30 protein-coding genes are annotated in these 26,043 nt (G+C 64.1%); 18 read left to right on the top strand and 12 right to left on the bottom strand.

Features of this window, described 5'->3' with window-relative positions; translation table 11 throughout:
• Positions 1-65 precede the first annotated feature (65 nt).
• Positions 66-1,094 (top strand): glycosyltransferase family 2 protein, encoded by a 1,029-nt coding sequence (locus tag F8237_RS10550; protein ID WP_151644380.1) that lies wholly within the window; start codon positions 66-68, stop codon positions 1,092-1,094.
• Positions 1,095-1,105: 11 nt separating this feature from the next.
• Here the strand turns inward: F8237_RS10550 and F8237_RS10545 are convergent, their stop codons facing one another.
• Positions 1,106-2,092 carry a glycosyltransferase gene (locus tag F8237_RS10545; RefSeq protein WP_151644378.1) on the bottom strand — a complete coding sequence of 329 codons (987 nt, stop codon included), beginning with the start codon at positions 2,090-2,092 and terminating at the stop codon, positions 1,106-1,108.
• Between the two features lie 241 nt (positions 2,093-2,333).
• On the opposite strand from F8237_RS10545, the gene F8237_RS10540 reads away from it, so the two are divergent.
• From F8237_RS10540 to F8237_RS36065, 3 genes are all read left to right on the top strand, one after another.
• Positions 2,334-3,401: a glycosyltransferase gene (locus F8237_RS10540; RefSeq protein WP_151644376.1), complete on the top strand. Its 1,068-nt coding sequence runs from the start codon at positions 2,334-2,336 to the stop codon at positions 3,399-3,401.
• Positions 3,402-3,439: 38 nt separating this feature from the next.
• Positions 3,440-4,792 (top strand): O-antigen ligase family protein, encoded by a 1,353-nt coding sequence (locus F8237_RS10535; RefSeq protein ID WP_151644374.1) that lies wholly within the window; start codon positions 3,440-3,442, stop codon positions 4,790-4,792.
• Between the two features lie 122 nt (positions 4,793-4,914).
• On the top strand, positions 4,915-6,072 hold the full coding sequence (locus tag F8237_RS36065) for a GNAT family N-acetyltransferase (RefSeq protein ID WP_162005980.1): 1,158 nt from the start codon (positions 4,915-4,917) through the stop codon (positions 6,070-6,072).
• Between the two features lie 2 nt (positions 6,073-6,074).
• Here the strand turns inward: F8237_RS36065 and F8237_RS37215 are convergent, their stop codons facing one another.
• From F8237_RS37215 to F8237_RS10520, 3 genes are all read right to left on the bottom strand, one after another.
• The gene (locus F8237_RS37215; protein WP_259173326.1) at positions 6,075-6,209 is read right to left on the bottom strand and encodes a hypothetical protein; all 135 of its coding nucleotides are present in this window, start codon (positions 6,207-6,209) and stop codon (positions 6,075-6,077) included.
• 103 nt (positions 6,210-6,312) lie between these two features.
• Entirely contained in the window at positions 6,313-6,912 is a 600-nt protein-coding gene (wrbA, locus tag F8237_RS10525) for an NAD(P)H:quinone oxidoreductase (protein ID WP_151644371.1), read from the bottom strand.
• Positions 6,913-6,958: 46 nt separating this feature from the next.
• On the bottom strand, positions 6,959-7,657 hold the full coding sequence (locus F8237_RS10520) for a pirin family protein (protein WP_151644369.1): 699 nt from the start codon (positions 7,655-7,657) through the stop codon (positions 6,959-6,961).
• A 126-nt stretch (positions 7,658-7,783) separates the two neighbouring features.
• On the opposite strand from F8237_RS10520, the gene F8237_RS10515 reads away from it, so the two are divergent.
• On the top strand, positions 7,784-8,716 hold the full coding sequence (locus F8237_RS10515; protein WP_151644367.1) for a LysR family transcriptional regulator: 933 nt from the start codon (positions 7,784-7,786) through the stop codon (positions 8,714-8,716).
• Between the two features lie 115 nt (positions 8,717-8,831).
• On the opposite strand, the gene F8237_RS10510 is transcribed toward F8237_RS10515, so the two are convergent.
• Entirely contained in the window at positions 8,832-9,089 is a 258-nt protein-coding gene (locus F8237_RS10510; RefSeq protein WP_151644365.1) for a hypothetical protein, read from the bottom strand.
• 157 nt (positions 9,090-9,246) lie between these two features.
• On the opposite strand from F8237_RS10510, the gene F8237_RS10505 reads away from it, so the two are divergent.
• Entirely contained in the window at positions 9,247-10,233 is a 987-nt protein-coding gene (locus tag F8237_RS10505) for a tripartite tricarboxylate transporter substrate binding protein (protein ID WP_151644363.1), read from the top strand.
• Between the two features lie 97 nt (positions 10,234-10,330).
• Complete coding sequence (locus tag F8237_RS10500) at positions 10,331-10,675, top strand: hypothetical protein (protein ID WP_151644361.1); 345 nt, start codon at positions 10,331-10,333, stop codon at positions 10,673-10,675.
• 6 nt (positions 10,676-10,681) lie between these two features.
• Here F8237_RS10500 and F8237_RS10495 read toward each other — a convergent pair whose 3' ends face one another.
• From F8237_RS10495 to F8237_RS10485, 3 genes are all read right to left on the bottom strand, one after another.
• A complete protein-coding gene (locus F8237_RS10495; protein WP_151644359.1) occupies positions 10,682-11,149 on the bottom strand; it encodes a YbaK/EbsC family protein in 468 nt (155 codons plus the stop codon).
• Between the two features lie 21 nt (positions 11,150-11,170).
• On the bottom strand, positions 11,171-11,959 hold the full coding sequence (locus F8237_RS10490) for a haloacid dehalogenase type II (protein WP_151644357.1): 789 nt from the start codon (positions 11,957-11,959) through the stop codon (positions 11,171-11,173).
• Between the two features lie 94 nt (positions 11,960-12,053).
• On the bottom strand, positions 12,054-13,064 hold the full coding sequence (locus F8237_RS10485) for a zinc-dependent alcohol dehydrogenase family protein (protein ID WP_151644355.1): 1,011 nt from the start codon (positions 13,062-13,064) through the stop codon (positions 12,054-12,056).
• 84 nt (positions 13,065-13,148) lie between these two features.
• Between F8237_RS10485 and F8237_RS10480 the strand changes: the two genes are divergently transcribed.
• Both F8237_RS10480 and F8237_RS10475 read left to right on the top strand, forming a co-directional pair.
• A complete protein-coding gene (locus F8237_RS10480) occupies positions 13,149-13,496 on the top strand; it encodes a MerR family transcriptional regulator (protein WP_151644353.1) in 348 nt (115 codons plus the stop codon).
• Positions 13,497-13,626: 130 nt separating this feature from the next.
• Positions 13,627-14,337, top strand: coding sequence for a sll1863 family stress response protein (locus tag F8237_RS10475; protein ID WP_151644351.1), 711 nt, complete (start codon positions 13,627-13,629; stop codon positions 14,335-14,337).
• A 106-nt stretch (positions 14,338-14,443) separates the two neighbouring features.
• Here F8237_RS10475 and F8237_RS10470 read toward each other — a convergent pair whose 3' ends face one another.
• Complete coding sequence (locus tag F8237_RS10470; RefSeq protein ID WP_015688632.1) at positions 14,444-15,328, bottom strand: 4-hydroxyphenyl-beta-ketoacyl-CoA hydrolase; 885 nt, start codon at positions 15,326-15,328, stop codon at positions 14,444-14,446.
• A gap of 342 nt (positions 15,329-15,670) precedes the next feature.
• On the opposite strand from F8237_RS10470, the gene ykgO reads away from it, so the two are divergent.
• From ykgO to F8237_RS10455, 3 genes are all read left to right on the top strand, one after another.
• The gene (gene ykgO / locus F8237_RS10465; RefSeq protein WP_006611362.1) at positions 15,671-15,796 is read left to right on the top strand and encodes a type B 50S ribosomal protein L36; all 126 of its coding nucleotides are present in this window, start codon (positions 15,671-15,673) and stop codon (positions 15,794-15,796) included.
• 120 nt (positions 15,797-15,916) lie between these two features.
• Positions 15,917-16,558 (top strand): tetratricopeptide repeat protein, encoded by a 642-nt coding sequence (locus tag F8237_RS10460; protein WP_151644349.1) that lies wholly within the window; start codon positions 15,917-15,919, stop codon positions 16,556-16,558.
• 124 nt (positions 16,559-16,682) lie between these two features.
• On the top strand, positions 16,683-16,943 hold the full coding sequence (locus F8237_RS10455; RefSeq protein WP_151644347.1) for a hypothetical protein: 261 nt from the start codon (positions 16,683-16,685) through the stop codon (positions 16,941-16,943).
• 15 nt (positions 16,944-16,958) lie between these two features.
• On the opposite strand, the gene F8237_RS10450 is transcribed toward F8237_RS10455, so the two are convergent.
• The gene (locus F8237_RS10450; RefSeq protein ID WP_151644345.1) at positions 16,959-17,141 is read right to left on the bottom strand and encodes a hypothetical protein; all 183 of its coding nucleotides are present in this window, start codon (positions 17,139-17,141) and stop codon (positions 16,959-16,961) included.
• A 331-nt stretch (positions 17,142-17,472) separates the two neighbouring features.
• Here F8237_RS10450 and F8237_RS10445 point away from each other — a divergent pair, with 331 nt between their 5' ends.
• Positions 17,473-18,429 carry an alpha/beta fold hydrolase gene (locus F8237_RS10445; RefSeq protein WP_151644343.1) on the top strand — a complete coding sequence of 319 codons (957 nt, stop codon included), beginning with the start codon at positions 17,473-17,475 and terminating at the stop codon, positions 18,427-18,429.
• An 18-nt stretch (positions 18,430-18,447) separates the two neighbouring features.
• Here the strand turns inward: F8237_RS10445 and cycA are convergent, their stop codons facing one another.
• Positions 18,448-18,843 carry a cytochrome c-550 CycA gene (gene cycA / locus F8237_RS10440; protein ID WP_151644341.1) on the bottom strand — a complete coding sequence of 132 codons (396 nt, stop codon included), beginning with the start codon at positions 18,841-18,843 and terminating at the stop codon, positions 18,448-18,450.
• A gap of 254 nt (positions 18,844-19,097) precedes the next feature.
• Here cycA and F8237_RS10435 point away from each other — a divergent pair, with 254 nt between their 5' ends.
• Both F8237_RS10435 and F8237_RS10430 read left to right on the top strand, forming a co-directional pair.
• Positions 19,098-20,591, top strand: coding sequence for an FAD-linked oxidase C-terminal domain-containing protein (locus F8237_RS10435; protein ID WP_151644336.1), 1,494 nt, complete (start codon positions 19,098-19,100; stop codon positions 20,589-20,591).
• Positions 20,592-20,778: 187 nt separating this feature from the next.
• Positions 20,779-22,224, top strand: a complete 1,446-nt coding sequence (locus F8237_RS10430) for a hypothetical protein (RefSeq protein ID WP_151644334.1) — start codon at positions 20,779-20,781, stop codon at positions 22,222-22,224.
• 47 nt (positions 22,225-22,271) lie between these two features.
• On the opposite strand, the gene F8237_RS10425 is transcribed toward F8237_RS10430, so the two are convergent.
• The gene (locus tag F8237_RS10425; RefSeq protein ID WP_151644332.1) at positions 22,272-22,607 is read right to left on the bottom strand and encodes a putative quinol monooxygenase; all 336 of its coding nucleotides are present in this window, start codon (positions 22,605-22,607) and stop codon (positions 22,272-22,274) included.
• 233 nt (positions 22,608-22,840) lie between these two features.
• Between F8237_RS10425 and F8237_RS10420 the strand changes: the two genes are divergently transcribed.
• The 3 genes from F8237_RS10420 to F8237_RS10410 all read left to right on the top strand — a co-directional run bounded on the left by F8237_RS10420 (position 22,841) and on the right by F8237_RS10410 (position 25,880).
• Positions 22,841-24,079, top strand: coding sequence for an FAD-binding protein (locus tag F8237_RS10420; RefSeq protein ID WP_151644330.1), 1,239 nt, complete (start codon positions 22,841-22,843; stop codon positions 24,077-24,079).
• On the top strand, positions 24,076-25,398 hold the full coding sequence (gene glcF / locus F8237_RS10415) for a glycolate oxidase subunit GlcF (protein ID WP_151644328.1): 1,323 nt from the start codon (positions 24,076-24,078) through the stop codon (positions 25,396-25,398). The genes F8237_RS10420 and glcF overlap by 4 nt, the downstream gene beginning before the upstream one ends.
• Positions 25,399-25,496: 98 nt before the next feature.
• Positions 25,497-25,880, top strand: a complete 384-nt coding sequence (locus F8237_RS10410; RefSeq protein ID WP_151644326.1) for a histone — start codon at positions 25,497-25,499, stop codon at positions 25,878-25,880.
• Positions 25,881-26,043 lie beyond the last annotated feature (163 nt).

Here is a 26,043-nt window from a genome sequence, read left to right as displayed (position 1 = left end):
GGACGTGTCGCCCTGGGACAATGGGCGCAAGGCTTTTTCAACATGTCTCAGCCATCTAGAAGGCCATGACGCTGATCCCGACAGATTTGTCCGCCAGCCGGATCTCGGATGCCGTGCGCGGCTCGAACCGGGAGATCGCGGCGAGTTCGCGCGTCATTGATCTCTCGGTCGGCGTCGTCGTCTGCATTCCCTGCTTTCGCCGCCCCGACCATCTGCGGTTGACACTGGATTCGCTGCTCGGCCAGCGCACCTCGCGCTCCTTTGCGGTTGTCATGGTCGAGAACGATGCGGCAGGGCGCGCGAGTGCGCCGGTCGCTGCGGAATATCTCGCCGCAGGCAAGCTCCAGGGCCTCTGTCTGGTCGAGAAGCGGCAGGGCAATTGCCAGGCGATCAACGCCGCGTTCGAGACGGCGCAGGCGGTGTTTCCCGCTGCGACCCGCTTCCTGATGATCGACGACGACGAGATCGCGTCGCCCGATTGGCTCGAGCTGATGATCCGGACTGCGGAGGCGACCGGTGCCGACGTGGTCGGCGGACCGGTGCTGCCGGTGTTCGACGACGACAGCCAACCCTGGCTCGCGCGTCATCCCGCCTTCTGTCCCACATACGATTACACCGGCGCGGTGCCGTTGATCTATGGCTGCGGCAACTGCCTGATCACGCGCACGGCGTTCGAGAGGCTCGGCAGTCCGGCTTTCGATCTACGCTTCAATTTCCTTGGTGGCGGAGATTGCGACTTCTTCTATCGCGGCCGCAATGCCGGCATGACCTTCCACTGGACCGCGGAAGCCGTCATCACCGAGACCGTGCCGCAGAACCGCACCAGCCTCGGCTGGATCGCCAGACGGAGCCTCCGCATCGGGGTGATCAACTATCGTGTGCGGTCCAAAGCCGCGCAGAGCGCGGGCGCGCGGGCGCGCTTGTTTGCGCTGACGCTGGGACGGCTGCCGCTTTCGCTGATGCGCTCGGCTCGCCTGATGACGTCATCGAAAGGGGTCGTTGCGATCCACCCGATGCTGGTGGCCGTCGGTTCTGCTCTCGCGGCATTCGGTTACGATCCGAAGCCCTATGAGGCCTCGAAGATCGTTTCCTGACGCGTCAGCCTCTAGATTCCAAAATAGGAAAGAGCGACCTTGACCGCCGATCGCGGGATCGCCCTGAGCGAGCGACGCCCGACCATGCCGAGATAGCCAAGCGCCTCGCGATATCGCCCGAAGCGGACCGCCTGTGTTGCCGCATAGGTCACGAGATGGATTTCGGCTGCTCGCCGCAGTCCGGCTGCCGCGCCCTCGGGAAGTCTCGCGAGGATCAGCCCGTCGTCGAAGACCCGCGTGATCGCCGGAAAGAAATCCTGCGGCGTCCGCACGGCCGCGTTCATGGTGCTGGCCGTGTGCAGGCGATAGTCGAGCAGAAGCTTCGGCGCGAACGCGAACTCGCCGATCGCGGCAAGGCGGCACCAGCAATGCCAGTCCTCGCAATATCTGAGCGACGTGTCGAAGCCGCCGATGGCGCGGAAGGCGTGCGTGCGGGCGAGCGCGATGCCGCCATTGACGATGAAATTGCCGGCCGCGAGCCGCGTCAGCACGTCGCCGGACGGCTTGCGCCGACCTTTCAGCAGGTCGCGCCGGCCGATCTGCCGTCCCTCGCTGTCGATCGTGTTGTAGTCGCCGTAGACGAGAATCGCGAGCGGAGCATTGCGTGCCGCCGCCAGCAGCGCCGCCACGGCGCCGGGACGCAGGCGGTCGTCGGCGTCGAGGAAGAGCAGCCATTCGCCCTTTGCATGTCGCGCGCCGAGATTGCGCGCGGCCGATACGCCGGCGGAGTCGTTGGTCAGCAGCCGCAGCCGACGGTCAGCAATGGCGCGAACGATCGCAGCGGTGTCATCGGTCGATCCGTCGTCAACGACGATCACCTCGGTCACCTCGGTCTGCGCCAGCGCGCTGGCAAGGGTTTCGGCGACATAGGGCGCAGCGTTCTTGGCGGGAACCACGATCGACACCGACGCGCCGCGGGTCGCCGGCAGCGGGAGGCGCGCAGCCGTTGCCGCGCGCGAGGCGATCGGCAGATCGAGGACGTCGTTGGCGGTGGTCAAGTTACGGCTCGCCTTTAAGGGTCTGTTAACCAGGGCGCATCTGTCGATGGCGTTTCGATCGCAACCTTGGCCGCTGCGAATGATACTCGCATTACGGCTAAATCGTTGCCGCGTAGACCTGCGCGACTGCGGTTTCGCGCAATAGCGTTAAGCTGCTGGCATTAAGCCTGTCGTAGATTTGGAGGAGTGCGGCAGCCGGTCCCATGCGAGAATGCGGGCCTGATTGCCGCGGATGGATCCTGTGCCCGCAAAGACATTCGACTACGACCCCGATGCCATGGTCCTCAACCTGTTCTACGAGGACAAGGACGATCGCTGGTTTCCCGGCGACCGGCACCTGCGGCGCATGGCGCGCCGCATGCTGCTGGGCGAGCCGCGCATGAGCGGTCAGCTCCGCGTGTTCCTCAATCTCTGTGCGGGGCTCGACCGGCTCGGTATCCGCTACCGCGTCAACGACTACGGCCATATCGCGCAGCATCCCGAAGAGCTCGCCTGCATCGTCGGCCGCACCTTCCTGCTCGACAAGTTCGAGTGGAAGAACCCGATCCTGCTCGGGGTTGCCGCCCACAATCATCCGCTCGACGATCCCGACCTGTTCAAGCGTCTGCCGGTGAAGAAGGTCGTGGTGCCCGGCCCATGGTACGCCGACATGTACCGGCCGTACTGGCCCGACACGGAGGCCTGGCCGGTCGGTATCGACACGGATCTGTGGGCGCCGCCGCGCACCTCGCACAAGACCGTCGACGTGCTGATCTACGACAAGGTCCATTGGGACCGCGAGCGCTATGCGCCGGAGCTGATCGAGCCCGTCCGCGCGCGGCTCATTGCGGAGGGGCGCTCGTTCACGGAACTGCGTTACGGCAGCTACAAGGAGGAAGACTACCAGGCCGCGCTGGCGGGGGCGCGCGCGATGATCTTCCTGTGCCAGAACGAGAGCCAGGGCATCGCCTATCAGCAGGCGTTGTCCTGCGGCGTGCCGGTGTTCGCCTGGGATCCCGGTGGACCGTGGCGGGACCCGGACTATTTCCCGCATCGTGTCCAGTTCGAGCCGGTGTCGTCGGTGCCGTATTGGGACGAGCGTTGCGGCGCCAGGTTCCTCGACATCGCGGGATTCGAGGCCGGTTGGAACGACTTCTGGGCCGGTTGCGCCGCTGATACGTACGATCCGCGCGGCTTCGTTCTCGACAATCTCACGCTGGAGCAACGAGCGCTGCAATATTACCAGATCGCGCAGAGCATCGTGCGGCAGCAGGCGGTGTCGCAGAGCTCCGGCATGCTGGTTGACGGATGGTTAACGGGGATGAGCTAGGAGTTGAAGCTTCCCCGGCTTCATCACTGCCATGGACCATGGATCACAGCGCTGCTGACATGACCGACGTCGCGCCCCGATCGTTGGGCCACGTTCTGCACGACGGGCTTGCGAGGCTGAACGCCGTGCAGGCGGCGCGGTGCCTCATCGCGATTGCCGCGCTGCTCCTCGTGCTGGTGACGCTCGATCCGTTTCCCGACCTGCGCAGTGAGGATGTTGCCACCGTCGTCGGCGGACGAATGGCGACGGCCTATATCTCGTGGGGCCTGCTGGCTGCGGTCGCCATGCTGCTCGTCGCGGCCACGGATGCGCCTTCCCTGAAGACCCTGGTGACGCCGCTGCACGTCTGTCTCGTCGGCTGGCTGTTGATCAACATCGCTCTCGCGGAGAACCGCGGCGTTTCGATGCAGCGCTTCGTGCTCGCGGTCAGTGTGACGTCGCTCGCCGTCCTGTTGCCTTTGCTGCCGCCGACGCAGCGTGCCTTCAACCTGTGCCTGGGCGCGGCCGCGCTCGTGCTGCTCGCGCTTTGCTATCTCGGCGTCCTCCTCGCTCCGCAATATTCGATCCACACCGCACTCGACGTCACCGAGCCGCAGCTCGCCGGCGACTGGCGCGGCAGTTTTGGCCACAAGAACATCGCCTCGCCGGTGATGACCGTCCTGGTCTATGTCGGCATCTATCTCTGCAGTGCCGGCTCGTTCGTGATGGGTCCGGCGATCGCCGCGATGGCAGGCATCTTCCTGATCTTCACCGGCGGCAAGACCTCGTCGGTGCTGTGCCTTGCGATCTATGCGCTCGCCTCGCTGGTCTATGTGACGCCAGGTCTGTGGCTGAAGCGGATCTTGTGCTTCGCGCCGCTGATCGTGATGAACCTGCTGACGGTCGGAAGCGTCATGAGCCCGGCGCTCGGCGGCATCACGCGGCTGCTTCCTCTCGATCCCACCTTCACCGGCCGTTCCGACGTCTGGCAGTTCGCGCTGGCGGCCGTCGCCGAAAAGCCGATCATCGGCCACGGCTATGCGGCCTTCTGGGACGACGTCACCGCGCGGCAGACCGCCCAGGGCGCCGAATGGGCGACGAGCGCAGCGCACAGCCACAACAGCTATCTCGAGCTTGCGGTCACCATCGGCCTGCCGGGGCTGCTGCTGGTGGCTCTCGTCTTCGTGCTCGCGCCGCTTCGCAATTTCCAGTCGGCCCAGGCTCACAACCGCAGTGGCGCGCTGGCCAAGCTGTTCCTGACCATATGGCTGTTCGGCCTGTACTACGGGACCACCGAGACCTTCCTGCTCGAACGTCAGAATCCGATCTGGTTCATGTTCGCGCTGGCCGTGGCCGGCCTGCACTTCCTGGCCAGGTTCCAATGCGTCGACCAGGTCGCGCCGGAGCGCTAACAACTTGTCGCAGTCGGGGCGGCGCTGGTGGCATCGGCTTAACGATAAGCCGTGACGTGACTTGTGGTCTGCGACAAAACATAATCTATCTGGAAACATTCAGTCATTGTAAGCGCCCGCAGATGACGTGTCTCAGCGTCGAGCAACCAGATGATCTTGTGTCCAGAACGCCGGGAATCGCTGTCGATTTCGTGCGCGACTGGCGGCAGGCCGAATCGCGGCTGAGCGCAGGTCATCGCACCGCGTTCCAGCATGGTTACTGGCTCGGCGCCTGGTACGAGGCGTTTGGCGACGTCACGCCGCTGATCGCTGTGATCTCCGACGTTGCGACCGGCAAGGACATCGCCGTGGTGCCGATGAACAGCCATGTCAGGCGCGGCATTCGCATCGTCGAATTCGCCGACCTCGGTGTCTCCGACAACAACGCGCCGATCATGGCGCCCGATGCCGCGCTGGATGCGGCGGCGACGGACGCGATCGGCAAGGCGCTGGTCGATTCATTGCGCGCCTTGCCCGACCGCTTCGATCTGCTGCGCCTGAAGAAGATGCCGGCCCAGATCGGCGGCCATGTCGGCGGTAAGCCGAACCCGCTGGTGTCGCTCGGCCGGATCGGATCGTGCTCGCTCAACCGCAATCTCGTGCTGACGGGCGACGACTATGCGGACTATCGGGCATCGCTCAAGCGCCTGCAGCTGCCGCGATGCTGGCGCGTCTTCAGCCGCCTCGGCAACGCGCGGTTCGAGATCGCCACCGATGTCGAGCGCGCGCGAGAGATCCTCGATGTGATGGACGTCCAGCAAGACGAACGGATGAGACAGCTCGGCTCTCCGTTCGTCCTCAACGACGATGCTCACGCCCGTTTCTATCGCGAGGTGGCGCGCCGGGGTGTTGCCGATGGCTATGCTGTCATCTCGGCGCTGGTTTGCGACAAGGGTATCGTTGCCACCACGCTCGGCGTCAGATATGGCGCAACGTATGTCCTGCTGCGCATCAGTCACACCGGCAAGACCTGGGCGAACTTCTCTCCCGGGCTGCTCGCAACCGAATGCACCATGGCGGCGCTGCATGCGCAGGGCCTGCGCCGCTTTGATCTCAGCATCGGTAATCAGGATTACAAGCGCCGCCTCGGCGCCGAGCAGATGCCGTTGACCGATGTCAGCGTCGCGTTGTCCTGGCGCGGTATGCCCTACGCTTGGCGCGACCATGCCGCGCAGGAACTGCGTCGCCATCCCACGCTTGCCGCGATTGCGGCGCGGGCGATGGGCAGATCAGCGCGCTAGACTCAGGACCCCGCGCATCCGGCGCAGTGCAGCCGGCCGCGCGAGGCGCGGAACAGGCTCCGGCAATACCAGCGCCGCGCCAGCGCCTGTGCCGGCTTGCGGATCATCTGCGCGATCAGGAAGATTTCGAAAGCCATACGTGCCGTTCCTGCGGCGTTAAATGGGGCGGCATTCCCGCATGAGAGCGCCGCCCCGCGTCGCACCAGCCATGCGGCTGGAGCTGAAGCTCAACCGTTCAGCTTAGCCATGCAGCTTCTTGGCGGTCTCCGCGATCTGGCGTCCCTGGTAGCGCGCGCCGGCGAGCTCGTTGGCGCTGGGCTGGCGGCTGCCGTCGCCGCCGGTGATCGTGGTCGCACCGTACGGCGCGCCGCCGGTGACTTCGTCGAGCTTCATCTGGCCAGCGAAGCCGTAGTTCATGCCGACGATCACCATGCCGAAGTGCAGCAGGTTGGTGATGATCGAGAACAGCGTCGTCTCCTGGCCGCCATGCTGGGTCGCGGTCGCGGTGAAGGCGCCGCCAACCTTGCCGTGCAGGGCGCCCTTGGCCCAGAGCCCACCGGCCTGGTCGAGGAAGTTGGCCATCTGCGAGGCCATCCGGCCGAAGCGGGTGCCGGTGCCGACGATGATCGCGTCGTAATTGGCGAGGTCTTCGACCTTGGCGACGGGAGCGGCCTGGTCGACCTTGTAATACGAGGCTTTCGCGACCTCGGCCGGCACCAGTTCGGGCACGCGCTTGATGTCGACGGTCGCGCCGGCTTCGCGTGCGCCTTCGGCGACGGCGTTCGCCATCGCTTCGATGTGGCCGTAGGCGGAATAATAGAGGACGAGAACTTTGGTCATGGTGGTCTCCGTTGGAATTACGTGAGGGGGTTGGTTGCTTGGATCGTCAGGCCGCGTCGACGAGCACGAGTTCGGAATCTTCGAGCGCGGTGATCTTCAGTTTCTCCTCGTCGCGGATCGCGACGCCGTCGCGCGCATTGACGCGGACACCGTTGATCTCGACCGCGCCTGCCGCGGGCACGAGGTACAGGTGCCGCGACTTCTCGGGCGCGTATTCCGCGCTCTCGCCGGCCTTCAGCGTGGTGGCGAGCACCCGCGCATCGGCGCGGATCGGCAACGCGTCCGTGTCACCTGCGATCCCGCTCGCGATGGTGACGAGCTTGCCGGTGCGATCCGACTTCGGGAACGGTTTTGAGCCCCAGGTCGGCTGTCCCCCGCGCGCGGTCGGCTCGATCCAGATCTGGAAGATCCGGGTCTTGCTCGGCTCCAGATTGTACTCGGAGTGGCGGATGCCGCTGCCGGCGCTCATCACCTGCACGTCGCCGGCTTCAGTGCGGCCCTCGTTGCCGAGGCTGTCCTGATGGGTGATCGCGCCCTCGCGAACATAGGTGATGATTTCCATGTTGGCGTGGGGATGGGCGGGAAAGCCGGTGTTCGGCGCGATCTCGTCGTCGTTCCACACCCGCAAGGCACCGTGACCCATGTTGTTCGGGTCGTAATGGCTCGCGAAGGAGAAATGATGTTTTGCTTTCAGCCAGCCGTGATCGGCGCCGCCGAGTTTGTTGAAGGGTCTGAGTTCGATCATGTGCGTCGTCCCTGTGCGGGTGCCCTGAATGTCTGATGACCTCTTGGATAAGCCCCCACTTGTGGTATAGAAATAGAAACTGTTGAAACGCATCGTTTCCTGAAATACTCCGATTGGGTCGGCTCCATGGCAAAACTCCCCGATTTCGAGGCGCTCGCGATTTTCGCAAAAGTCGTGGAATTACGGTCGTTTGCGGGAGCCGCGAGCGAGCTTGCGATGTCCAAGGCGACGGTCTCCAAGGCGGTGACGCGGCTGGAGGAGCGGCTTGGCGCCCGGCTGTTCAACCGCACCTCGCGCCGGCTCGCCCTGACCGATGCCGGACACAAGCTCGCCGAACGCGCCACGCGCCTGCTCGTCGACGGTGAGGCCGCGGAGAACGAGGCGCTGGCGCAATCGGTGGCGCCCCGCGGCTTGGTGCGGCTCGCCGTGCCCATGACGTTCGGGATCAAGGCGGTGGCGCCGCTGCTGCCGGAATTTTTCGAGACCTATCCGGAAGTCTCGGTCGACCTGCATTTGAGCGATGCGACCATCGACCTGATCGGCGAGGGCTTTGACATGGCGGTGCGGATCGCGCGGCTGCCGGACTCCTCGCTGATCGCCCGCCGGCTCTTCACCATGCCGCGCTTCACGGTGGCGGCGCCGTCCTATCTCAAGAAGCATGGCCGGCCGACGCATCCGATGCATCTGGCCGAGCACAAATGCTTCAGCTACGCCTATCTCTCGACGCCCAATGTCTGGCACTACACCAATTCGGCCGGCGAGCAGGCCAGCGTCCGTCCCGGCGGCCAGCTACGCGTCAACAATGGCGAAGCCGTGATGCCGGCGCTGGTCGCCGGCCTCGGCATTGCCGAGTTGCCGGAATTCATCGTCGGCGAGGCCATCTCGTCGGGCGAAGTCGAAGTGATCCTCAAGGACTGGAAACAGGCCGAAGGCGCCGTGCACCTCGTAACCCCGCCCGGCGGCCCGCGCCCTGCGCGCGTCGAAGCGCTCGGCGATTTTCTCGCGGCGAAGCTGCCGGGCACCTGCAAGCGGCGGCCGCGCGGGAAGATGAAGGCTTAAGCGAACGGTTTCAACGCCCCCGTCATTGCGAGCGCAGCGAAGCAATCCAGAGTGTCTCTGCGGAGGGATTCTGGATTGCTTCGTCGCAAACGCTCCTCGCAATGACGGAGTTCGACTACGACACCTTCACACCGTCGATAGCGACGATCCGCAAGGCCGGCTTGAGCGTCTCTTCCAGCTGCGACTTCAACTCATGCACACGCGGGTCGTTCGATCTCGCGGCGCACACCGCGTATTGATGCACCGATTGCGCCAGGGCACGCCGCGCTTCTGGCGTTCGCGTGACGTCCGGCTTTGAAAGCCGCAGGACGATGGCTGCGAGGTTCACCAGCATCTCGTCCAGGGCGACGTCGATGGTCGCGAGCTTTCCCATGGCACACTCCCTGACAGGGGATCTGGGACGGCAACGGTGGCTTTGCTGCGGCGTTCCCCGGGGCGGGCCGAACGTGGTTAATGCTCCGTAAACGCCTTGTTCTCGCCGATCGCCACGCTAGGCTGGGGCCCAAGAAAAAACCGGGGAGGGACCTGCCATGGACCGACGCGATATCCTGCGCGCCGCTGCCGCACTGCCGTTGCTGCGCGCTGCCTTGCCGGCGCCGGCCTTCGCGCAAACCTATCCGGCGCGCAACATCACCATGATCGTGCCGTTTCCGGCCGGCGGGCAGGCCGATCTTGCCGCGCGCCCGGTGGCGATGGCACTGGAGCGGATCCTCGGCAAGCCAGTCATTGTCGACAACCGTGCCGGAGGCGGCGGCGGATCGGTCGGCAATGCCGCGGCCGCGCGCGCGGAGCCCGACGGCTACACGCTGCTGATGACGCTGTCCTCGCTCGCGGTGCTCCCCGAGGCCGACCGGCTGTTCGAGCGTCCCGTCGCCTACGAGGTCTCGCAGTTCATGCCGATCGCGCGCGTGCTGGCTGACCCGACCTTGCTTGCGGTGCCGGCCTCGTCGCCATGGAAGACCGCGCAGGAGTTCGTCGAGGACGCCAGGAAGCGCCCGGGCCAGATCACCTATGGCTCGTCAGGACCCTACGGCACGCTGCATGTGGCGATGGAGATGTTCGCGAACAGCGCCGATATCAAATTGCTGCACGTGCCGTTCCGCGGCGCGGGGCCGGCGTTGACCGCGTTGCTCAGCGGCACGGTGCAGGCAATCGCGGCCGCACCCGGCACGCTGAAGCCGCAGGTCGACGATGGCAAGCTGCGCGTGCTGGGCAATTGCGGCGCGCAGCGCATCGCGAGCTTCCCCGATGTGCCGACGTTCCAGGAACTCGGCTACAAGGATGTCGAGATGTACATCTGGGCCGGCTTGTTCGCGCAGAGTCCGCTGCCGGCGCCGGTCGCGACCCGGCTGCGCGAGGCGATGGCGCAGGTGATGACGAGCCCCGATGTGCTCAAGGCCTTTGACACCTCCGGCAGTCTCGTCGCCTATCAGGATGCGCCGGCTTTCTCCAGGTTCATCGCCGCCGACAGCGCGCGGTTAATTGCGGCTGTGAGGAAGATCGGCAAGGTCGAGTAGGTTCCAGCCTTATTTCACATTTTGTTGTAGGTCCTGAACCGGCTCTCGCCTCATTGATTGGTGAAAATCGATTGGTATCGACGAGAAGGACCAGGACATGCGAACAGAGCGGATTGCGCTGGGTGTCGCGCTCGCGATCGGCGGTATCGTTGCGCAGAGCGCGGCCTTCGCGGAAGAATATCGCGGAACCATGGAGCAGCAGATGGCCTGCACACCGGACGTGTGGCGTCTGTGCAGCGACCAGATTCCGGATGTGAGCCGCATCACGGCCTGCCTGCAGCAGAACACGCCGCAGCTCTCGAGCGGCTGCCGCGCGGTGTTCGAGTCCAACAACCAGATGCCGCCGCAGCAGCAAGTTCAGCGCAATCGCGCCGCGCCGTCACCGCGCTACGTGCCGCCGCCTCCCGCGGCCCAGCCGCGGCCTTACGATGACGATGATTAGTGTGGGCTAGGGTCTGATCTCGCAGACGTCGACCCATTCGGCGCCGACGAGTTCGGCCATCCGGTCGGGCGCAATGCGCACGGCGCTGTGGGTCGAGCCCGCGGCGGGAACCACGATGTCGAATGCCTTCAGCGACACATCGCAGTAGATCGGCAGCGGCGATTTCAGCCCGAACGGGCAGACACCGCCGACCTCGTGCCCGGTGATCTCGGCGACCTCTTCCAGGCCCAGCATCTTCGGCTTGCCGCCGAATTGCGCCTTCACCTTCTTGTTGTCCATGCGCGAGGTGCCGGCCGCGACGATCAGGATCACGCGCTCGCCGACGCGCAGAGACAACGTCTTGGCGATCATCCCGGGCTCGACGCCATAGGCCTCGGCGGCCAGCGGCACCGTGGCCGAGCTGATCGGAGATTCGATGACGGATATGTCGGGGGCTTTCTCGGCGAAGAAGGCGCGAACGGATTCCAGGCTCATTCCAGTCAGCTCAGTCCAGTTTTATTGGCGGGCGGCGATCCCTAGGTCATCCCTCGAGATGATCCCTGGGTCATCCCTCAAGATGATCCCGGCCAGTTCGGAAAGCGAACGGACGCGAAGATCCGGCGCAAAGCCGAGCTCATCCATCTGGGTGCGGATCGCCCTAAACATGGTCAGCGGTGCCACGAGTTCGTTCTCGACGCAAGCCAGCGCCATCGCCTCCGGCGTCACCCGCTCGATCCAGGCGACGTTCAGGCCGAATGATTTCGCACCCGCAACGTCCCAGGGATTGGAAGAGACGAACAGCACCTCGTCAGGCTTGGTGCCGAGCACCTCGCCGATCAGCTCATAGGCCTGCGGGCTCGGCTTGAAGATCTTCTTGGCATCGACGCTGATGGTGGCATCGAGCAGGCGATCGAGGCCGGAGTTGCGCACCAGCGTATTCAGCATGTCCGGGCTGCCATTGGAGAGGATGGCAAGCTTGCGCGGTTTCAGCGCGGTGAGCGCGCTTGCTGCATCCGGATAGAGATCAAGATGCAGGTACTTCTCGATCGCGCGCTCGAACGTAACAGGGTCATAGGCAAGGCCGAGAAGGCGCAGCGTGTACGCAAGCGAGTCGCGCGTGACCGCCGCAAAATCCTGGTAGCGCCGCATCAGCGAGCGCAACCAGGTATATTCGAGCTGCTTGATCCGCCAGACCTGCGTGATGATCTCGCCGTAACCCGGAAACGCATCCTCGGTAATCTCCGCGACCGACTGGATGTCGTAGAGCGTTCCGTAGGCGTCGAAGACGACGGCTTTGATGCTCAAGGGACTGGTCCTCCGGGATCGTTGCGGTCGCAAGGATTATATAAGCCCTGCGATTTCGATCCAAGGAGCGAAGTTGAATTGGGCGCCTTGGCTCCTAAAGCTTGACGACGACCTTGCCGAAATGTGAGCCGGTCCGGAGGTAAGCATACGCCTCGGGGACTTCGTCGAAGCCGTAGACTCGATCGACGATCGGGTGGATCGTGTGTTCGGTCAGGAAGCTGTTCATCGCGGTGAAATGTTCGACCGATCCGACGGTGACACCGATGATGTCGGCATTCTCCCATTGAAGGCGCGCGAGATCGGGCTTCGGGCCGAACCCCGTCAACACGCCAATTTGAACGATCTTGCCCCCCGACGCGACCGATCGCAGCGATCGGTCATAGGTGCCGGGACCGCCGAGTTCGAGGATATGGCTGGCACCTTCGCCATCCGTCGCTTTCATCAGCGCAACATCCCAGTCAGGCGTGTCGCGGTAGTTGATGAGGATCGAGCCGCCCAGCGCCTTGGCGCGGGCGAGCTTTTCATCCGAGGACGAGATCACGAGCGCGCGCGCTCCGAGCGCCGCTGCGAATTGAAGTCCGAACAGCGCGACGCCACCCGTTCCCTGGACCAGCAGCGTATCGCCTTTGCCCATCTGGCCGCGTGCAATGAGGCCATGGAAAGCAGTGACACCGGCACAAGGCAAGGTCGCGGCTTCGACCGAAGATAAATGTGCCGGCACGGAAACGAGCGCATTTGCCGGTAGCACGACATACTCCGCCAGCATTCCGTCCATCGTGTTGCCACCAAGGGATGACGGGACATAGCTGGCCTTGAACGGCCCCGAGATCCAATCGCGAAAGAACGATGCCGCAACGCGGTCTCCGACGCGCCATTGCGTGACGCCGGCGCCGATGGCGTCAACGACGCCTGCACCGTCAGAAAGTGGCACGCGGCCGTTGAGCCCACCTTGGCCCACGCGGTCGAGGATCAGGAGGTCGCGGTAGTTCAGACTGACAGCTTCGACCCGGATGCGGACCTCGCCATTGGCGGGTTCTGGTTTGCTGACCTCGGCTCGCATAAGGCCATCGCCACCGGCTTGGCCATTCAAATGGTAGGCTTTCATCGTTGCTCCCTCTCAAGCGGCATTCACTTGGATGAGCCGAGTCTGTAAGGTCTGACAGCGCTGTGAGGGTCAAGAGGTTTTCAGATGAAAATTGGCGAACTTGCCCGGAGGACGGGAGTGAGCGTTCGGATGCTGCGCTACTACGAAGCCGAAGGGCTCCTGGCGCCGATGCGGACCGCGGCTGGTTACCGCGACTATGGTCCGGCGGACGAGGAAACCGTGCGGCGGATCAAGATGCTTGGCGCCGCCGGCATGAAGCTCGAAACGATCCAGCGATTGCTGCCGTGTGTGCGCAACAATGACCCGGCGTTCACGCCCTGCAACGAGTTGCGAGGAATACTCGCCCAGCAGGTCGGACTGATCGATGAGCGCATCGAGACGCTCAGCCAGAGCCGGAATATTCTGGCCGGCTTCCTGGCAAGTGTGAGCTGATCGGACGCAACGCGATCATCAGCTTACTGTCCATTTGCGTTCCTGGTCTCTCGCTCGGCGGATGTCGATCTTGCCCCGTTCGTCGGTACGGGTTTGCACGCGGGACTTTCCAGGACGGACTGCACCTCCTGTGCCGCTGACGAAGCGAACGACGCGCGTTGACTCACGTCAACAGGGAGCCCGGCGCCGCATGCTAGTCGAGACATCGGGGCGGTACCATTCGAACCATGGACATGAAACAATGGTTACGCAAAGCAACATCAACTTCTTCACGAATTGGGGAAGGGAGCGCCTCGGCGAAATGGAAGCAACGGTGACCTCATTCCAGGCCAAGGCCGCCGAGGTGCAGGCCGATCTCAGTGAGAAGGCCACAAATGTCCTGGCGGATCTCTGCAAGCAGCGCGATGAATTCCGCGACACCCTGAAGAAGCAGTCGGAGGCGGGCGAGGCGGCCTGGACCGAGGCGAAATCGAAGATGGAAGCCGACTGGCGCGTGTTCGAGACCGAGGCCGGAAAGTACGTCGAAAGCTTCGGCAAGCAGCTCGAGCAGCAACAGGCGACGTTCAAGCTTCAGGCGGATGCGCAGCTCAAGGCGTGGCGTGAAGTTGCCGACAGGCTCGGCAGCGATGCCGGGAAGTTCGCTTCCGAGCATCGGGCAGACATCGACGCCGCGCTGAAGCGCATGAATGCCGATGCGGCCGAGGCGGAGAAGAAACTGGAGAAGCTGAAACAGGCCGGGACCCACTCGTGGTCCGCACTCATGACCGCCTTGACCGAAACGCGCCTTGCCTTTGATCGAGCCAATGAGGCGGCGCGTGAGGCTTTCAAGCGAGCTGCTTGATCAGGCGCGGTGAACTTCCGGAGACCGCCGCCGGGCGGTCTCCTTGGCTTGCCTTCGGTGGCTCAAGCGTTGCTCTGCAACGCCACGGGCCGCCTCAGCGTCCGCGCTAGATCCCCAGCAGCTTCCTTGCGTTGGCCTTCAGCACCTTCGGTCGGATCTCGTCGCGGATCTCGATCTTGGCGAAATCCGCCAGCCAGCGGTCCGGCGTGATCACCGGCCAGTCGGAGCCGAACAGCATCTTGTCCTGCAGGATCGAGTTGATGTAGCGCACCAGGATCGGCGGGAAATATTTCGGCGACCAGCCCGAGAGGTCGATATAGACGTTCGGCTTGTGGGTCGCGACCGACAGCGCTTCTTCCTGCCAGGGGAAGGAGGGGTGGGCGAGGATGATCTTGAGGTCGGGGAAATCCGCCGCGACGTCGTCCATGTACATCGGGTTGGAATATTTCAGCCGCATCCCCATGCCGCCGGGCATGCCCGAGCCGACGCCGGTCTGGCCGGTGTGGAACAGCGCGATCGCGCCGCCATTGTTGATCTCTTCGTAGAGCGGGTAGGCCATGCGGTCGTTGGCGTAGAAGCCCTGCATGGTCGGGTGGAATTTGAAGCCGCGGACGCCGTATTCCTCGATCAGCTTGCGCGCCTCGCGTGCGCCGAGCTTGCCCTTGTGCGGGTCGATCGAGACGAAGGGGATCAGGACGTCGAGATGGTCGGAGGCGGCCTCGATCATCTCGTAATTGTTGTAGCGGCGGAAGCCGGTCTCGCGCTCGGCATCGACCGGGAAGATCACCGCGGCGATGTTCTTGGAGCGGTAGTAGGCCGCGGTCTCCGGCACGGTCGGCGGATGCTTGTTCGGCGACTTGAAATAGTCGGCCATCTGCGCCTGGAAATCGTCATAGCCGTCGTCGGGATGGCAGCCGCAGGGCTCCTCGGCATGGGTATGGATGTCGATGGCGACGACATCGTCGATATTCGGCAGCTTGAGCTTCGGCATTGGTTTCCTCCCGACCGGTTGCCAAATTGATTATATGATATAACGAATTTGGCAAGGCATCGGGGGCGGCAAAACCGCAAGCAGGAAAAGTCTTTGCCATGCCTGACCTCAGGTGAGGCAAATCGGGCCGATCCGGCCGGTTCTACTGTGCATGGGGTTGTTTTGAAGAAATTTGCTGGCCCGGAACGGGGCAGTTAACATTGACATCACCTCCCGCCATGCCTTAAGAACCGCCCCGTCCCGGGCGGTTGTCCGCCAGCGGGTTAAATCTCATTTTGCCACATTCGCGCGTGCCGAAACGGGTGTGCCGAACACGGCCTTTCGAACGTTCAGGATTCTGCCATGAAGGTCCGTAACTCGTTGAAGTCGCTGCGCGGTCGCCATCGCGCCAACCGCCTGGTCCGCCGCAAGGGCCGGGTCTATGTGATCAACAAGGTGCAGCGCCGCTTCAAGGCTCGCCAGGGCTGAGCTTTGGGCGGCTGATCTCTGCGCTGCCGGCGCCTCTGCGCCCCGCAAGACCACGGCCTCACACGAGTTTGACGCCGCCTTTGCTTTGCAAGGGCGGCTTTACGCGTTTAGACTTTCGCCATGGCAGTGAGATTCCGCTTCGCGCGCACCTTGTGTTTGACCCTTGTGTTGGGGACCGCCGGCCTTGCTCCGGCCTTGGCGCAGACTGTTCAGCCGGCCCCGCCCGGCAAGCAGCAGAAGAAGCTTCCTGAAGCGCCGGCCAAGCTGCCCAAGGTCGACCGCAACAAGAATATCGATTTCCTGTTCGGTGCGCTGAAGGCCGCGCCGGACGAGGCCAGCGCCAAGCATGTCGAGGCGCGGATCTGGGCGATCTGGATCCAGACCCCGAGCGATACCGCATCGCTGCTGATGGCGCGGGCCAAGACCGCGGTCGATGCGCAGAAGATCGATGTGGCGATCAAGCTGCTGGATTCGGTCATCAAGCTCAGGCCCGACTACATCGAGGCCTGGAACCGGCGCGCTACGCTCTACTATATGCAGAACGACTATACCCGTTCGCTCGCCGACATCCGCGAGGTGCTGATCCGCGAGCCCCGCCATTTCGGCGCGCTCGCGGGGCTCGGCATGATCATGCAGGAAGTCGGGGACGAGAAGCGCGCGCTCGAGGCCTACCGCAAGGCGCTCGCCGTCAATCCGCACCTCGACAAGATCCCCGATCAGGTCAAGTCCCTGACCGAGAAGGTCGAAGGCCGCGACATCTAGCCGAGAACTCGACCATTTCTTGAGTGAACGCGGCGTCTGTGGATTAACCACGATCGCAGGCGCAGCGTCCCGAGGACTATTGTGAAGGCTGCCGCAGGCCTACCTGCATTGCAGGAGCAAAGCCATGAAGCGTTTGATCTTTGCGGGTAGCTTGCTGCTCGCGTCGGGGACGATGAGCCTCGCCGACGGACTGTTCTGGGTGGTCGGCAACCGCGCCACCGGCAAGTGCAACATCGTGACCAGCAATCCCGTGATCATCGGCGACATCTGGTTCGGTGACGGCCCCTACAAATCCATGGCCGACGCCAAGCTTGCTCGCTCGACGATTCGCGTCTGCCCCGCCGTCACCCCCGACGAGGACAAGGCCGAGGACAGCGCCAACTAGGTCGCTGCCGTCACGTCAATGCAGGACGCTGCCGCCGCGTTCGGCCAGGCCCTGATCGGCGGCCGCCGCGTAAGCCTTCGCAAGTTCCGCCTCGAGATGCTCGTTGATCAGGAGCAGCGCCCGGACGGCACCGCGCAGGTCGCCGTTGCAGCTTGCCACGATCTCGTCGATCGCAGTATCTTCCGATCTCAAGCTCATCGAAAATTCTCCGGTTCAAACCAGGACAAATCCTGCCGGCTTGTCCCGCATCCCCTGGGGTTGCGAGGAGGACCGGCGCCCATCCGCGTCTAAATGGCGGAACCGACCGTGGCGATTATAAGGAAACCGCGATGACGGCTGCATGAAGCTGGTCCGGGGCTTGCGGGTCACTCACGAGCATCATTGATTCTATTGAGTTTTTAGTTCGGCAATTATGCACATATCCACAGCCCGGCCTGTTTCCGGTGAAAGTGCCGAGCCCCGCTTGCGCGAAACCGCCTCCTGCGAGACCCGTAACTGCAATGTGCCCAGGATTTCCCGGACCCTCTCCATGATCTTGATCTCAGTCGTGACGGCGCTGGCCCTGCTGGCGCTGCTCACGCAGGCCGGAATCGTCGCCGTGCAACGCGTCCATCCGCCTCAGGGCCGGATGATCGAGGTCGATGGCGCGACGCTTCACGTCGTCGATATCGGTCCGCGCGATTCGGGCGTGCCGATCGTGATGCTGCATGGCGCGAGCTCCAATCTCGAAGCGATGCGGCGCCCCCTCGGCGACCTCCTCGCCAGGGACCATCGCGTCATCCTGATCGACCGTCCCGGCCACGGCTGGAGCACGCGCGCACGGCGGCAGGATTCGACGCCGGACATCCAGGCGCGGATGGTCGATGAGGCGCTCGGCAAGCTCGGGATCGATCGCGCGGTCTTCGTGGTGCATTCCTGGAGTGGTGCGCTCGGCACGCGGATTGCGCTCGATCATCCCGGCCGCGTCGCCGGTCTGGTGATGCTCGCGCCGGTCACCCATCCCTGGTGCGGCGGCGTCGGGCACTACAACGAGATCATCGCGACGCCATTGATCGGCCCGCTGCTCGCCTACACGATCACGCTGCCGCTCGGCTATTTCGTTGTCGAAGCCGGCGCGCGCAATGTCTTCCTGCCGCAAACCATGCCGGACGGTTTCGTGAAGGACTCTGCGACGCCGCTGCTGCTTCGCCCGCGCGAGTTCCTCGCCAATGCCTATGATCTGGTGACGCTGAAGGACGCGGTCGCCGCGCAAGCTCCGCGCTATGCCGGGATCGTGGCGCCGGTCACGATCATCGCCGGGGAGCCCGACAAGACGGTGTCCACCGACATCCACGCGCGTCCGTTCGCAGCCATGGTGCCGAATGCAAAGCTGATCGTGCTGCCGGATCTCGGCCACATGGTGCAGAATGCCGTGCCCGATCTCGTGAAGATGGAGATCGAGGCGATGATCGGCAGGGTCGTCCCGGTGGAGGCGGCCGCCAGATAGCGGCCGCCATTCGCGATCTTACTGCTTGATCTTGCCGTCCTTGTCGAACTGCGAAACGTAGGACCAGAGATTGTTGATCTCGGTCTCGTTCTTGATGCCGGCGAATGCCATCTTGGTGCCGGGGATCTTGGCCTTGGGGTCCTTGATGTATTCCTTGAACAGCGCCTCATTCCAGGTGATGCCGGAATTCTTGTTCGCATCCGAGTAGTTGTAGTCCGGCGCGGTGCCCGACTTGCGGCCATTGAGGCCGTTGAGCTCGGGGCCGACCTTGTTCTTGGCGCCTTCGCCGATCGCGTGGCAGGCGAGGCATTTGTTGAACGACGTCTTGCCGGCGGCAACATCCTGCGCCATCGCGGCGGACGCTGTGGCAGTGACGGTGAGGATCATCAGCGCGCCAAAAGTCGATTTTTTCATAGGGTGCTCTTCGTCTCTTTCCCGGTGGGGGCGTTTATCTGGTCGGCAGTCGTCGAACCTGCCGGTTTTGGCAGGCCCGCCCGGCTTGGACAAGCCATGAAACGATGACAGGTTTCACGATTTCCTACTTGTCCCAGAGCGAACTTGGCCGAGATCGTCGCTCCGACTTTCGGATGGCCTACCCAAACCACCGCGGACGTGGTTGATTTGCCGCGACAATTCGAGCGCACGCCGCGAGTCGGAAGGATATTGCCATGGCCATCATGATGCCTGCGAGCGACCAGGCCGTGCTTGCGCGCCGCGCGGAGATCATTGCTGCATTGCGCGCAATCGTGCCCGGCGAAGGCGTGATCGACAGCGCCGCCGAGATGCGGGCTTATGAGTCCGACGGTCTGACCGCCTATCGGCAACCGCCGATGGTCGTGGTGCTGCCCGATACGACCGAGCAGGTCTCCCTGGTCCTGAAATATTGTGCAGCGCAGGGCATCAAGGTGGTCCCGCGCGGCTCGGGAACCTCGCTGTCGGGTGGCGCACTGCCGCTCGAAGACGGCGTGCTGCTGGGACTCGGCAAGTTCAAGCGCATCCGCGAAATCGATTTCGACAACCGCGTCGTCGTCACCGAACCCGGCGTCACCAATCTCGCCATCAGCCAGGCGGTCGCGCATGCCGGCTTCTACTACGCGCCCGATCCGTCCTCGCAGATCGCGTGCTCGATCGGCGGCAATGTCGCGGAGAATTCCGGCGGTGTGCACTGCCTCAAATACGGCATGACCACCAACAACGTGCTCGGTTGCGAGATTGTCCTGATGAGCGGCGAGATCCTGCGCATCGGCGGCAAGTCGGCGGAGAACCCGGGCTATGACCTGATGGGCGTCATCACCGGTTCGGAAGGCCTGCTCGGCGTCATCACCGAGATCACGGTGCGCATCCTGCAGAAGCCCGAGACGGCGCGCGCGCTGATGGTCGGCTTCGCAGAGGTCGAGGCGGCCGGCGAATGCGTGGCGCGCATCATCGGCGCCGGCATCATTCCCGGCGGCATGGAGATGATGGACAAGCCGGCGATCCACGCCGCCGAAGCCTTCGTCCATGCCGGCTATCCGCTCGACGTCGAGGCGCTGCTCATCATCGAGCTCGACGGTCCCAAGATCGAGGTCGACGAGCTGATCACGCGCGTCGAGACGATTGCCAACGGCTGCGGCTCGACCACCTGCCAGATCTCGACCTCGGAGGCCGAGCGCAATCTGTTTTGGGCGGGTCGCAAGGCCGCGTTTCCGGCCGTGGGCCGCATCTCGCCCGACTATCTCTGCATGGACGGCACCATCCCGCGCGGCGCGCTGCCGAAGGCGCTGGCGCGCATCCGCGAGCTCTCGGAGAAATACCAGCTCGGCTGCGCCAACGTGTTCCACGCCGGCGACGGCAATCTGCATCCGCTGATCCTCTACGATGCCAACAAGCCCGGCGAGATCGAGCGCGCCGAGGCCTTCGGCGCCGACATCCTGCGCGCCTGCGTCGAGTTCGGCGGCGTGCTCACCGGCGAGCACGGCGTCGGCATCGAGAAGCGCGACCTGATGCCGGAGATGTTCAGCGAGATCGACCTGAACCAGCAGCAGCGGCTGAAATGCGCTTTCGACGCGCAGGGCCTGCTCAATCCCGGCAAGGTGTTTCCGACCCTGCACCGCTGCGCCGAGCTCGGTCGCATGCATGTCCACGCGGGCAAGCTGGCGTTTCCGGATATCCCGCGATTTTGACGCGGACTACTCGAGTGCGAGTCCGGCCGATGCCAAACCGCATCGGGTGCTACGATTTGGCATTCGTCAACTAAAGATTGTGTCTATCTTCAACCAGTAATTGAGCCTATTGAAGATAGAGCGAGAATTATATTTCAATTTCAGGCGCGAGCTCGCCGCGTGAAGATTCATTGCGGAAGGATCGCGCATGAGCGACGTGGATGGCTTCGTCAACGTCATCGGGAAGATCAGCACCCTCGTCGGCTTTGGGCAGCAGCTCCAGGAGATATTCGGAGGCACCGAGCCGTTGACCATCGCCGACATCGAGGCGGCGATCCGGCAGGAGATAGCTGCCGCCCTTCGCGAACAAGAGATCGAAACAGAGATCGTCAACGCATCCGCCACATTGCAATCGGTGCAGCGCTTTATTGACGTTGACTATTTCAATGCGGTCAAGTTCGGCGAGTCTCAGTCCCAGATTTTGGACCTGCTGACACATGGGACGATTGCCCAATACATCGCTGACATGGAAAACAACGTAAACGCGTTGCAGATCATGATGAACGGGGCCGACCTCAGAACGGCCGTGAGAGGAATTCCCGTCTCGCTTGGGCTGCATCTCTATCTATCGATCATTCCCCGTGAGCGGGCCAAATACAGCGACGGCGAATCCGACAAGCAGGCTGCGCTTGCCGACATGCGAACATACGCGCGGAACGGTGTCCGGGACATCGCGCCGCGCCTCGACAGCCTGATCAGTGGCCGTCTGGCCGACCTGACTTACCTCAGCGACGACAATCCCAATGTAACGGACGTGGGCGGCATTCCGATCCAGCAGTACTGCACCATCGACAGCCTGCATGACGCATGGTTCGACACCTGGCTGTTCGCGTTCAAGGCCAATAACGATCCTTCCATGGACTACGCTGCCGCACTGCACTGGGTGATGCGGGCAAGCCGCAATCTGCTCTGGTCCGGCGCGCAGGCCGATGCCGACGACCTCTCGAACTCGTTGACCGATGGCTGGCTGCGAGTTCCGCAGGTGCTTGGTCAGGGCAGTGTCCCGTGGGCGGATAATTTCCGGGACACGTGCCTGGACGCCGACACCGCCCTCGGCAAAGTGTTCCAGGGTGCTCGAACGGCGCTGGTGGGACTTGATGCCATTGCGTTCGGTTACGTTGGCACCGAGCAGGACACCTGGTCGTGGTGCACATCCTGCGGCAGCCTCTATTTCGCCGGTGCACCGTCGGTCTGCCCCGCGGCGAATGGGCGGCCGCATGTCCACGAACAACCCAGCGCAAACTATGTCCTGCGCTGCGACCCGGTGGAGCCGGCGGCGAACAGGCAGGGCGATTGGCGCTGGTGCAAGAAGTGCAGCGCACTGTTCTTTGATCAGGGTCGAAACTCGTGCGCGGCGGGCGGTCAGCACGACAGCTCCGCCAGCAGTGCCTATGCGCTCGATCTCGCGCCGATACCTGGCCTCGATGTGCTGGGGCTACCCAACGCGCAAGACAGCTGGCGCCGGTGCACCAAATGTTCGGCGCTGCATTTCGGCTCCGGCCCCAGTGTTTGCCCGGGCGGCGGCGCGCACGATCCGACCGGCAGCGGAAACTATTGGCTCAGCTCGTTCAGCATGTCGCCGCAGCCGTCATAGCACATCGCGTTCAGAAGGCTCGCATGGCGGGCCCTTGTCGTCTGCGCTCAGATCAGCGCGTATTGCGCCCGTTCGCGCTTCGCCAGCAAAGGCAGCGCCTGTCCGGCGATGCATGTTTTGAAGTGATCGCTCTCCTGATGCGCCCTGAAGGCGGCCTCGTCGCGGAACAGCTCGTAGAACAGGAACTGGGCTGGATTGTCCTTCGCGCGCGAGATCAGGAACAGCTTGACGCCGTCCTCCCGCTGCGCCTCCGGCAGGAAACGGTCGAGGATTGCGGCGACCTTGTCGGCCTCGCCGGGCTTGGCCTCCCATTGCGCGACGACGAGCAGGCCGCCGCCGTCGACGGCCTGGCTGAGCGATTTCTGCGTGGCATAGTGGTTCATGGTGTTTCCTCCTTGGCCTGTCTCGATCGGTCGGTCTCGATCGCGATCGGCGCAGACTTTTAGCGGTGACCCGCCGGCTTTGGTTCGCCGGAGATCGAAGTGTCGATGTCGTGAACGCTTCGACCGTGCTCGAAGTGTGAGTACGGCCTGTGGCGAACCCGACCGCGCCGGCGACGCTCGCCGGCGTCATGCTGCATTGATTTTGGCGGCGAATTTCGCTACCGCCTTTTCCCGTGGATACGCTCAGGGTCAGAGACGCCAAAGACGTCGAAGAGGTGGTGCGCGCGGCGATTGCCAATGAGCAGCCGCTCGAGATCATCGGTCATGGCTCCAAGCGCGGCATCGGGCACGCGATGGCGACCAATGCCGTTCTCGACGTCTCCGCGCTGAATGCCGTCACCGCCTACGAGCCCAACGAGCTGATCGTCACGCTGCAGGCCGGCGCGCCGCTGGCCGACGTGCTGTCGCTGATCGATGCCAAGAACCAGCAATTCGCGTTCGAGCCGATGAACACCGCGCCGCTGCTCGGTACGCCTCCGTCAGGCACCATCGGCGGCATGATCGCGGCCGGGCTTGCCGGTCCGCGCCGGATCAAGGCTGGCGGGGCGCGCGATCATCTCCTGGGCGCGCATGCCGTGTCCGGTTTCGGCGACAGCTTCAAGACGGGCGGCAAGGTGGTGAAGAACGTCACCGGCTATGACCTCTGCAAGCTGCTGGCGGGGTCCTGGGGCACGCTGTCGGTGATGACCGAGGTCACGCTGAAGGTGATGCCGAAACCGGAGGCCGAGCGGACGCTGCTGCTGCGTGGCCTCGACGATGCCGCCGCCAACAAGGCGATGACCGTGGCGCTCGGCTCGCCCTTCGACGTCTCCGCGGCAGCGCATCTGCCGAAATCGGCGTTCCGCGCCAGGACGGAAGGGCTAGGCGACATCGCCAGCCAAAGCGAGGCGCTGACCGTGCTGCGGCTGGAGGGCATCACGGCCTCCGCCGCGCACCGCGCCGGCTCGCTGCGCGAATTGCTGGCGCCGTTTGGAACCGCGACGCTGATCGAGGACACCGCGTCGTCGGTCCTGTGGGCCACGATTCGTGACGTGCTGCCGTTCGCGGCCAGCGGCGCGCTCGGCGCCTGGCCGGTTTGGCGAATCGTCTGTCCGCCGGCCTCGGGAGCGGCGCTCGGCACGCAATTGGCGCGCGAGAGCGGCGGCGACGTGATCTACGATTGGGGCGGCGGGCTGATCTGGGCCGCGCTGCCGCCGAAGGCCGACGCGCACGCCCCGGCCGTGCGCCAGCGTGCTGATGCCGTCGGCGGGCACGCCACGCTGATCCGCGCGGCAGAGGATGTCAGGAGCATGGTGGACGTGTTCCACCCGCAGGCGGCGGGCAGCGCCGCGTTGAGCGATCGGGTCCGCGCCAGTTTCGATCCAAAAACCATTCTCAACCGGGGACGGCTGACGCGGGGCGCTGCGGCATGAAGACCGAATTCTCGCTGGCGCAACTCGCCGACCCCGATATCGCGCAAGCCGACAAGATCCTGCGCGCCTGCGTCCATTGCGGCTTCTGCACCGCAACCTGTCCGACCTATGTACTGCTCGGCGACGAGCTCGATAGCCCGCGCGGCCGTATCTACCTGATCAAGGAGATGCTGGAGAAGGACGAGACCCCGACGGCGGAGGTGGTCAAGCATGTCGACCGCTGCCTGTCCTGCCTGTCCTGCATGACGACCTGCCCCTCCGGGGTGAATTACATGCACCTCGTCGACCAGGCCCGGGTCAGGATCGAGCAGCGCTACCAGAGGCCGCTGACCGAGCGGCTGCTGCGCCAGGCGCTGGCCTTCGTCCTGCCCGACCCGCAGCGCTTTCGCGCCAGCATGTGGCTGGCGCGGCTCGCCCGTCCGCTGGCGGTGCTGCTGCCGACGCCGCGGCCCGCGGCCACGCCCGGCCTGATCCTGCGCCTCAAGGCAATGCTGGCGCTGGCTCCGAACCGGCTGCCGGCGCCCGGTCCGCTCCCGGGCAGCGTGTTCGCGGCACTCGGCAAGAAGCGCGGCCGTGTCGCGCTCCTTCAGGGTTGCGCCCAGCAAGTGCTTGCGCCGCGCATCAACCAGGCCGCCATCAGTCTTCTCACCCGCCACGGCATCGAGGTCGTCCTGGTCAGGGACGAGCAGTGCTGCGGTGCGCTGACCCATCACCTCGGCAACGACCACGATGCGTTGGGGCGGGCTCGCGCCAATGTCACGGCGTGGCAGAAGGAGGCGGCGAAGGAGGGGCTCGACGCCATCCTGGTGACGGCGTCCGGCTGCGGCACCGTGATCAAGGACTACGGCTATCTGCTGCGCGAGGACGCTGCGTTCGCGGCCGATGCGGCCAAGGTGTCGGCGCTTGCCAAGGACATCACCGAATACGTCGCCGGTCTCGGACTCGAGTCGAAGACGCGACTGGACAACATCGTCGTCGCCTATCACTCCGCATGTTCGTTGCAGCACGGACAGAAAATCACGGGCCTTCCGAAAGAATTGCTTTCCAAGAATGGATTCGTGGTGAAAGATGTGCCCGAGAGCCATTTGTGTTGCGGTTCGGCGGGGACCTACAACATTCTCCAACCCGAGCTTGCGGGCCGGTTGCGCGATCGCAAGGTCGCCAACATCGCAAGCGTCAAGCCGGACATGATTGCCGCGGGCAATATCGGCTGCATGGTGCAGATTGCCAGTGGCACGTCAGTTCCGGTCGTACACACGATTGAGCTTCTCGATTGGGCTACGGGCGGGTCGCGGCCGGCACTGAACACGCAAGGCTGAGATTTCGAAGTCTGAAATTTCGAAGTCTGGGATCTCGTCCGGTGGTGACGGCTGAAGCGCCCGATCGACCATTGTTCGGCGGCAACAGGAGGACCACGATGGCGAAAGCGAAGAAGAAAAAAAGCAAGAAGGCCAAAAAGGCCAAGAAGGCTGTAGCGGCGAAGAAGACCGCGAAGAAGGCAGCCAAGAAGTCCGCGAAGAAAGCTGCGAAGAAATCAGCCAAGAAGGCCGCGCCGAAGAAGGCCGCCAAGAAGGCTGTGAAGAAGGCGGCCAAGGCGACCTCGAAAAAGGCTGCACCGAAGAAGGCTGCATCGAAGAAAGCCGCGAAGAAAGCGGCACCGAAGAAGGCGAAGGCAGCTCCCGCGCCGAAGCCGTCAGCACCGTTGACACCGCCGGCTCCGGCTCCCGAGCCCGCCGCCGAGACAAGCTGGGCGATGCCTTCGTCTTCTGCGGAACCGACGTCGGCCGACGGCCAAGGCTGAGCTCAAAGTTCGGTCCAACCGGCGACAGCGATCGACAACAGGAAGGCCGCGGCGGTGACGCCGCGGCCTTTTTGCATCGTCCGCGAGATTCGCGGGCGGCGATCGTCCTTGCGAGTCTGATTCGTGGCGCGGCCGCTACTGCACCAGATGTCTCCGTATTAAT

Source organism: Bradyrhizobium betae (assembly GCF_008932115.1).
Lineage (GTDB): Bacteria > Pseudomonadota > Alphaproteobacteria > Rhizobiales > Xanthobacteraceae > Bradyrhizobium > Bradyrhizobium betae.
This window is presented reverse-complemented; position numbering and strand designations above follow the sequence as displayed.

What these genes read in the sequence shown, in the direction of transcription:
- F8237_RS10515 (WP_151644367.1), top strand. Translation starts at nt 7,784, where the DNA reads ATGGCAAAACTCCCCGATTTCGAGGCGCTCGCGATTTTCGCAAAAGTC.
- F8237_RS10430 (WP_151644334.1), top strand. Translation starts at nt 20,779, where the DNA reads ATGAGCGACGTGGATGGCTTCGTCAACGTCATCGGGAAGATCAGCACC.
- F8237_RS10425 (WP_151644332.1), bottom strand. Translation starts at nt 22,607, where the DNA reads ATGAACCACTATGCCACGCAGAAATCGCTCAGCCAGGCCGTCGACGGC.
- F8237_RS10550 (WP_151644380.1), top strand. Translation starts at nt 66, where the DNA reads ATGACGCTGATCCCGACAGATTTGTCCGCCAGCCGGATCTCGGATGCC.
- F8237_RS10460 (WP_151644349.1), top strand. Translation starts at nt 15,917, where the DNA reads ATGGCAGTGAGATTCCGCTTCGCGCGCACCTTGTGTTTGACCCTTGTG.
- F8237_RS10410 (WP_151644326.1), top strand. Translation starts at nt 25,497, where the DNA reads ATGGCGAAAGCGAAGAAGAAAAAAAGCAAGAAGGCCAAAAAGGCCAAG.
- wrbA (WP_151644371.1), bottom strand. Translation starts at nt 6,912, where the DNA reads ATGACCAAAGTTCTCGTCCTCTATTATTCCGCCTACGGCCACATCGAA.
- F8237_RS10495 (WP_151644359.1), bottom strand. Translation starts at nt 11,149, where the DNA reads ATGAGCCTGGAATCCGTTCGCGCCTTCTTCGCCGAGAAAGCCCCCGAC.
- glcF (WP_151644328.1), top strand. Translation starts at nt 24,076, where the DNA reads ATGAAGACCGAATTCTCGCTGGCGCAACTCGCCGACCCCGATATCGCG.
- F8237_RS36065 (WP_162005980.1), top strand. Translation starts at nt 4,915, where the DNA reads ATGACGTGTCTCAGCGTCGAGCAACCAGATGATCTTGTGTCCAGAACG.
- F8237_RS10510 (WP_151644365.1), bottom strand. Translation starts at nt 9,089, where the DNA reads ATGGGAAAGCTCGCGACCATCGACGTCGCCCTGGACGAGATGCTGGTG.
- F8237_RS10505 (WP_151644363.1), top strand. Translation starts at nt 9,247, where the DNA reads ATGGACCGACGCGATATCCTGCGCGCCGCTGCCGCACTGCCGTTGCTG.
- cycA (WP_151644341.1), bottom strand. Translation starts at nt 18,843, where the DNA reads ATGAAAAAATCGACTTTTGGCGCGCTGATGATCCTCACCGTCACTGCC.
- ykgO (WP_006611362.1), top strand. Translation starts at nt 15,671, where the DNA reads ATGAAGGTCCGTAACTCGTTGAAGTCGCTGCGCGGTCGCCATCGCGCC.
- F8237_RS37215 (WP_259173326.1), bottom strand. Translation starts at nt 6,209, where the DNA reads ATGGCTTTCGAAATCTTCCTGATCGCGCAGATGATCCGCAAGCCGGCA.
- F8237_RS10450 (WP_151644345.1), bottom strand. Translation starts at nt 17,141, where the DNA reads ATGAGCTTGAGATCGGAAGATACTGCGATCGACGAGATCGTGGCAAGC.
- F8237_RS10520 (WP_151644369.1), bottom strand. Translation starts at nt 7,657, where the DNA reads ATGATCGAACTCAGACCCTTCAACAAACTCGGCGGCGCCGATCACGGC.
- F8237_RS10480 (WP_151644353.1), top strand. Translation starts at nt 13,149, where the DNA reads ATGAAAATTGGCGAACTTGCCCGGAGGACGGGAGTGAGCGTTCGGATG.
- F8237_RS10470 (WP_015688632.1), bottom strand. Translation starts at nt 15,328, where the DNA reads ATGCCGAAGCTCAAGCTGCCGAATATCGACGATGTCGTCGCCATCGAC.
- F8237_RS10455 (WP_151644347.1), top strand. Translation starts at nt 16,683, where the DNA reads ATGAAGCGTTTGATCTTTGCGGGTAGCTTGCTGCTCGCGTCGGGGACG.
- F8237_RS10485 (WP_151644355.1), bottom strand. Translation starts at nt 13,064, where the DNA reads ATGAAAGCCTACCATTTGAATGGCCAAGCCGGTGGCGATGGCCTTATG.
- F8237_RS10445 (WP_151644343.1), top strand. Translation starts at nt 17,473, where the DNA reads ATGATCTTGATCTCAGTCGTGACGGCGCTGGCCCTGCTGGCGCTGCTC.
- F8237_RS10500 (WP_151644361.1), top strand. Translation starts at nt 10,331, where the DNA reads ATGCGAACAGAGCGGATTGCGCTGGGTGTCGCGCTCGCGATCGGCGGT.
- F8237_RS10535 (WP_151644374.1), top strand. Translation starts at nt 3,440, where the DNA reads ATGGATCACAGCGCTGCTGACATGACCGACGTCGCGCCCCGATCGTTG.
- F8237_RS10435 (WP_151644336.1), top strand. Translation starts at nt 19,098, where the DNA reads ATGGCCATCATGATGCCTGCGAGCGACCAGGCCGTGCTTGCGCGCCGC.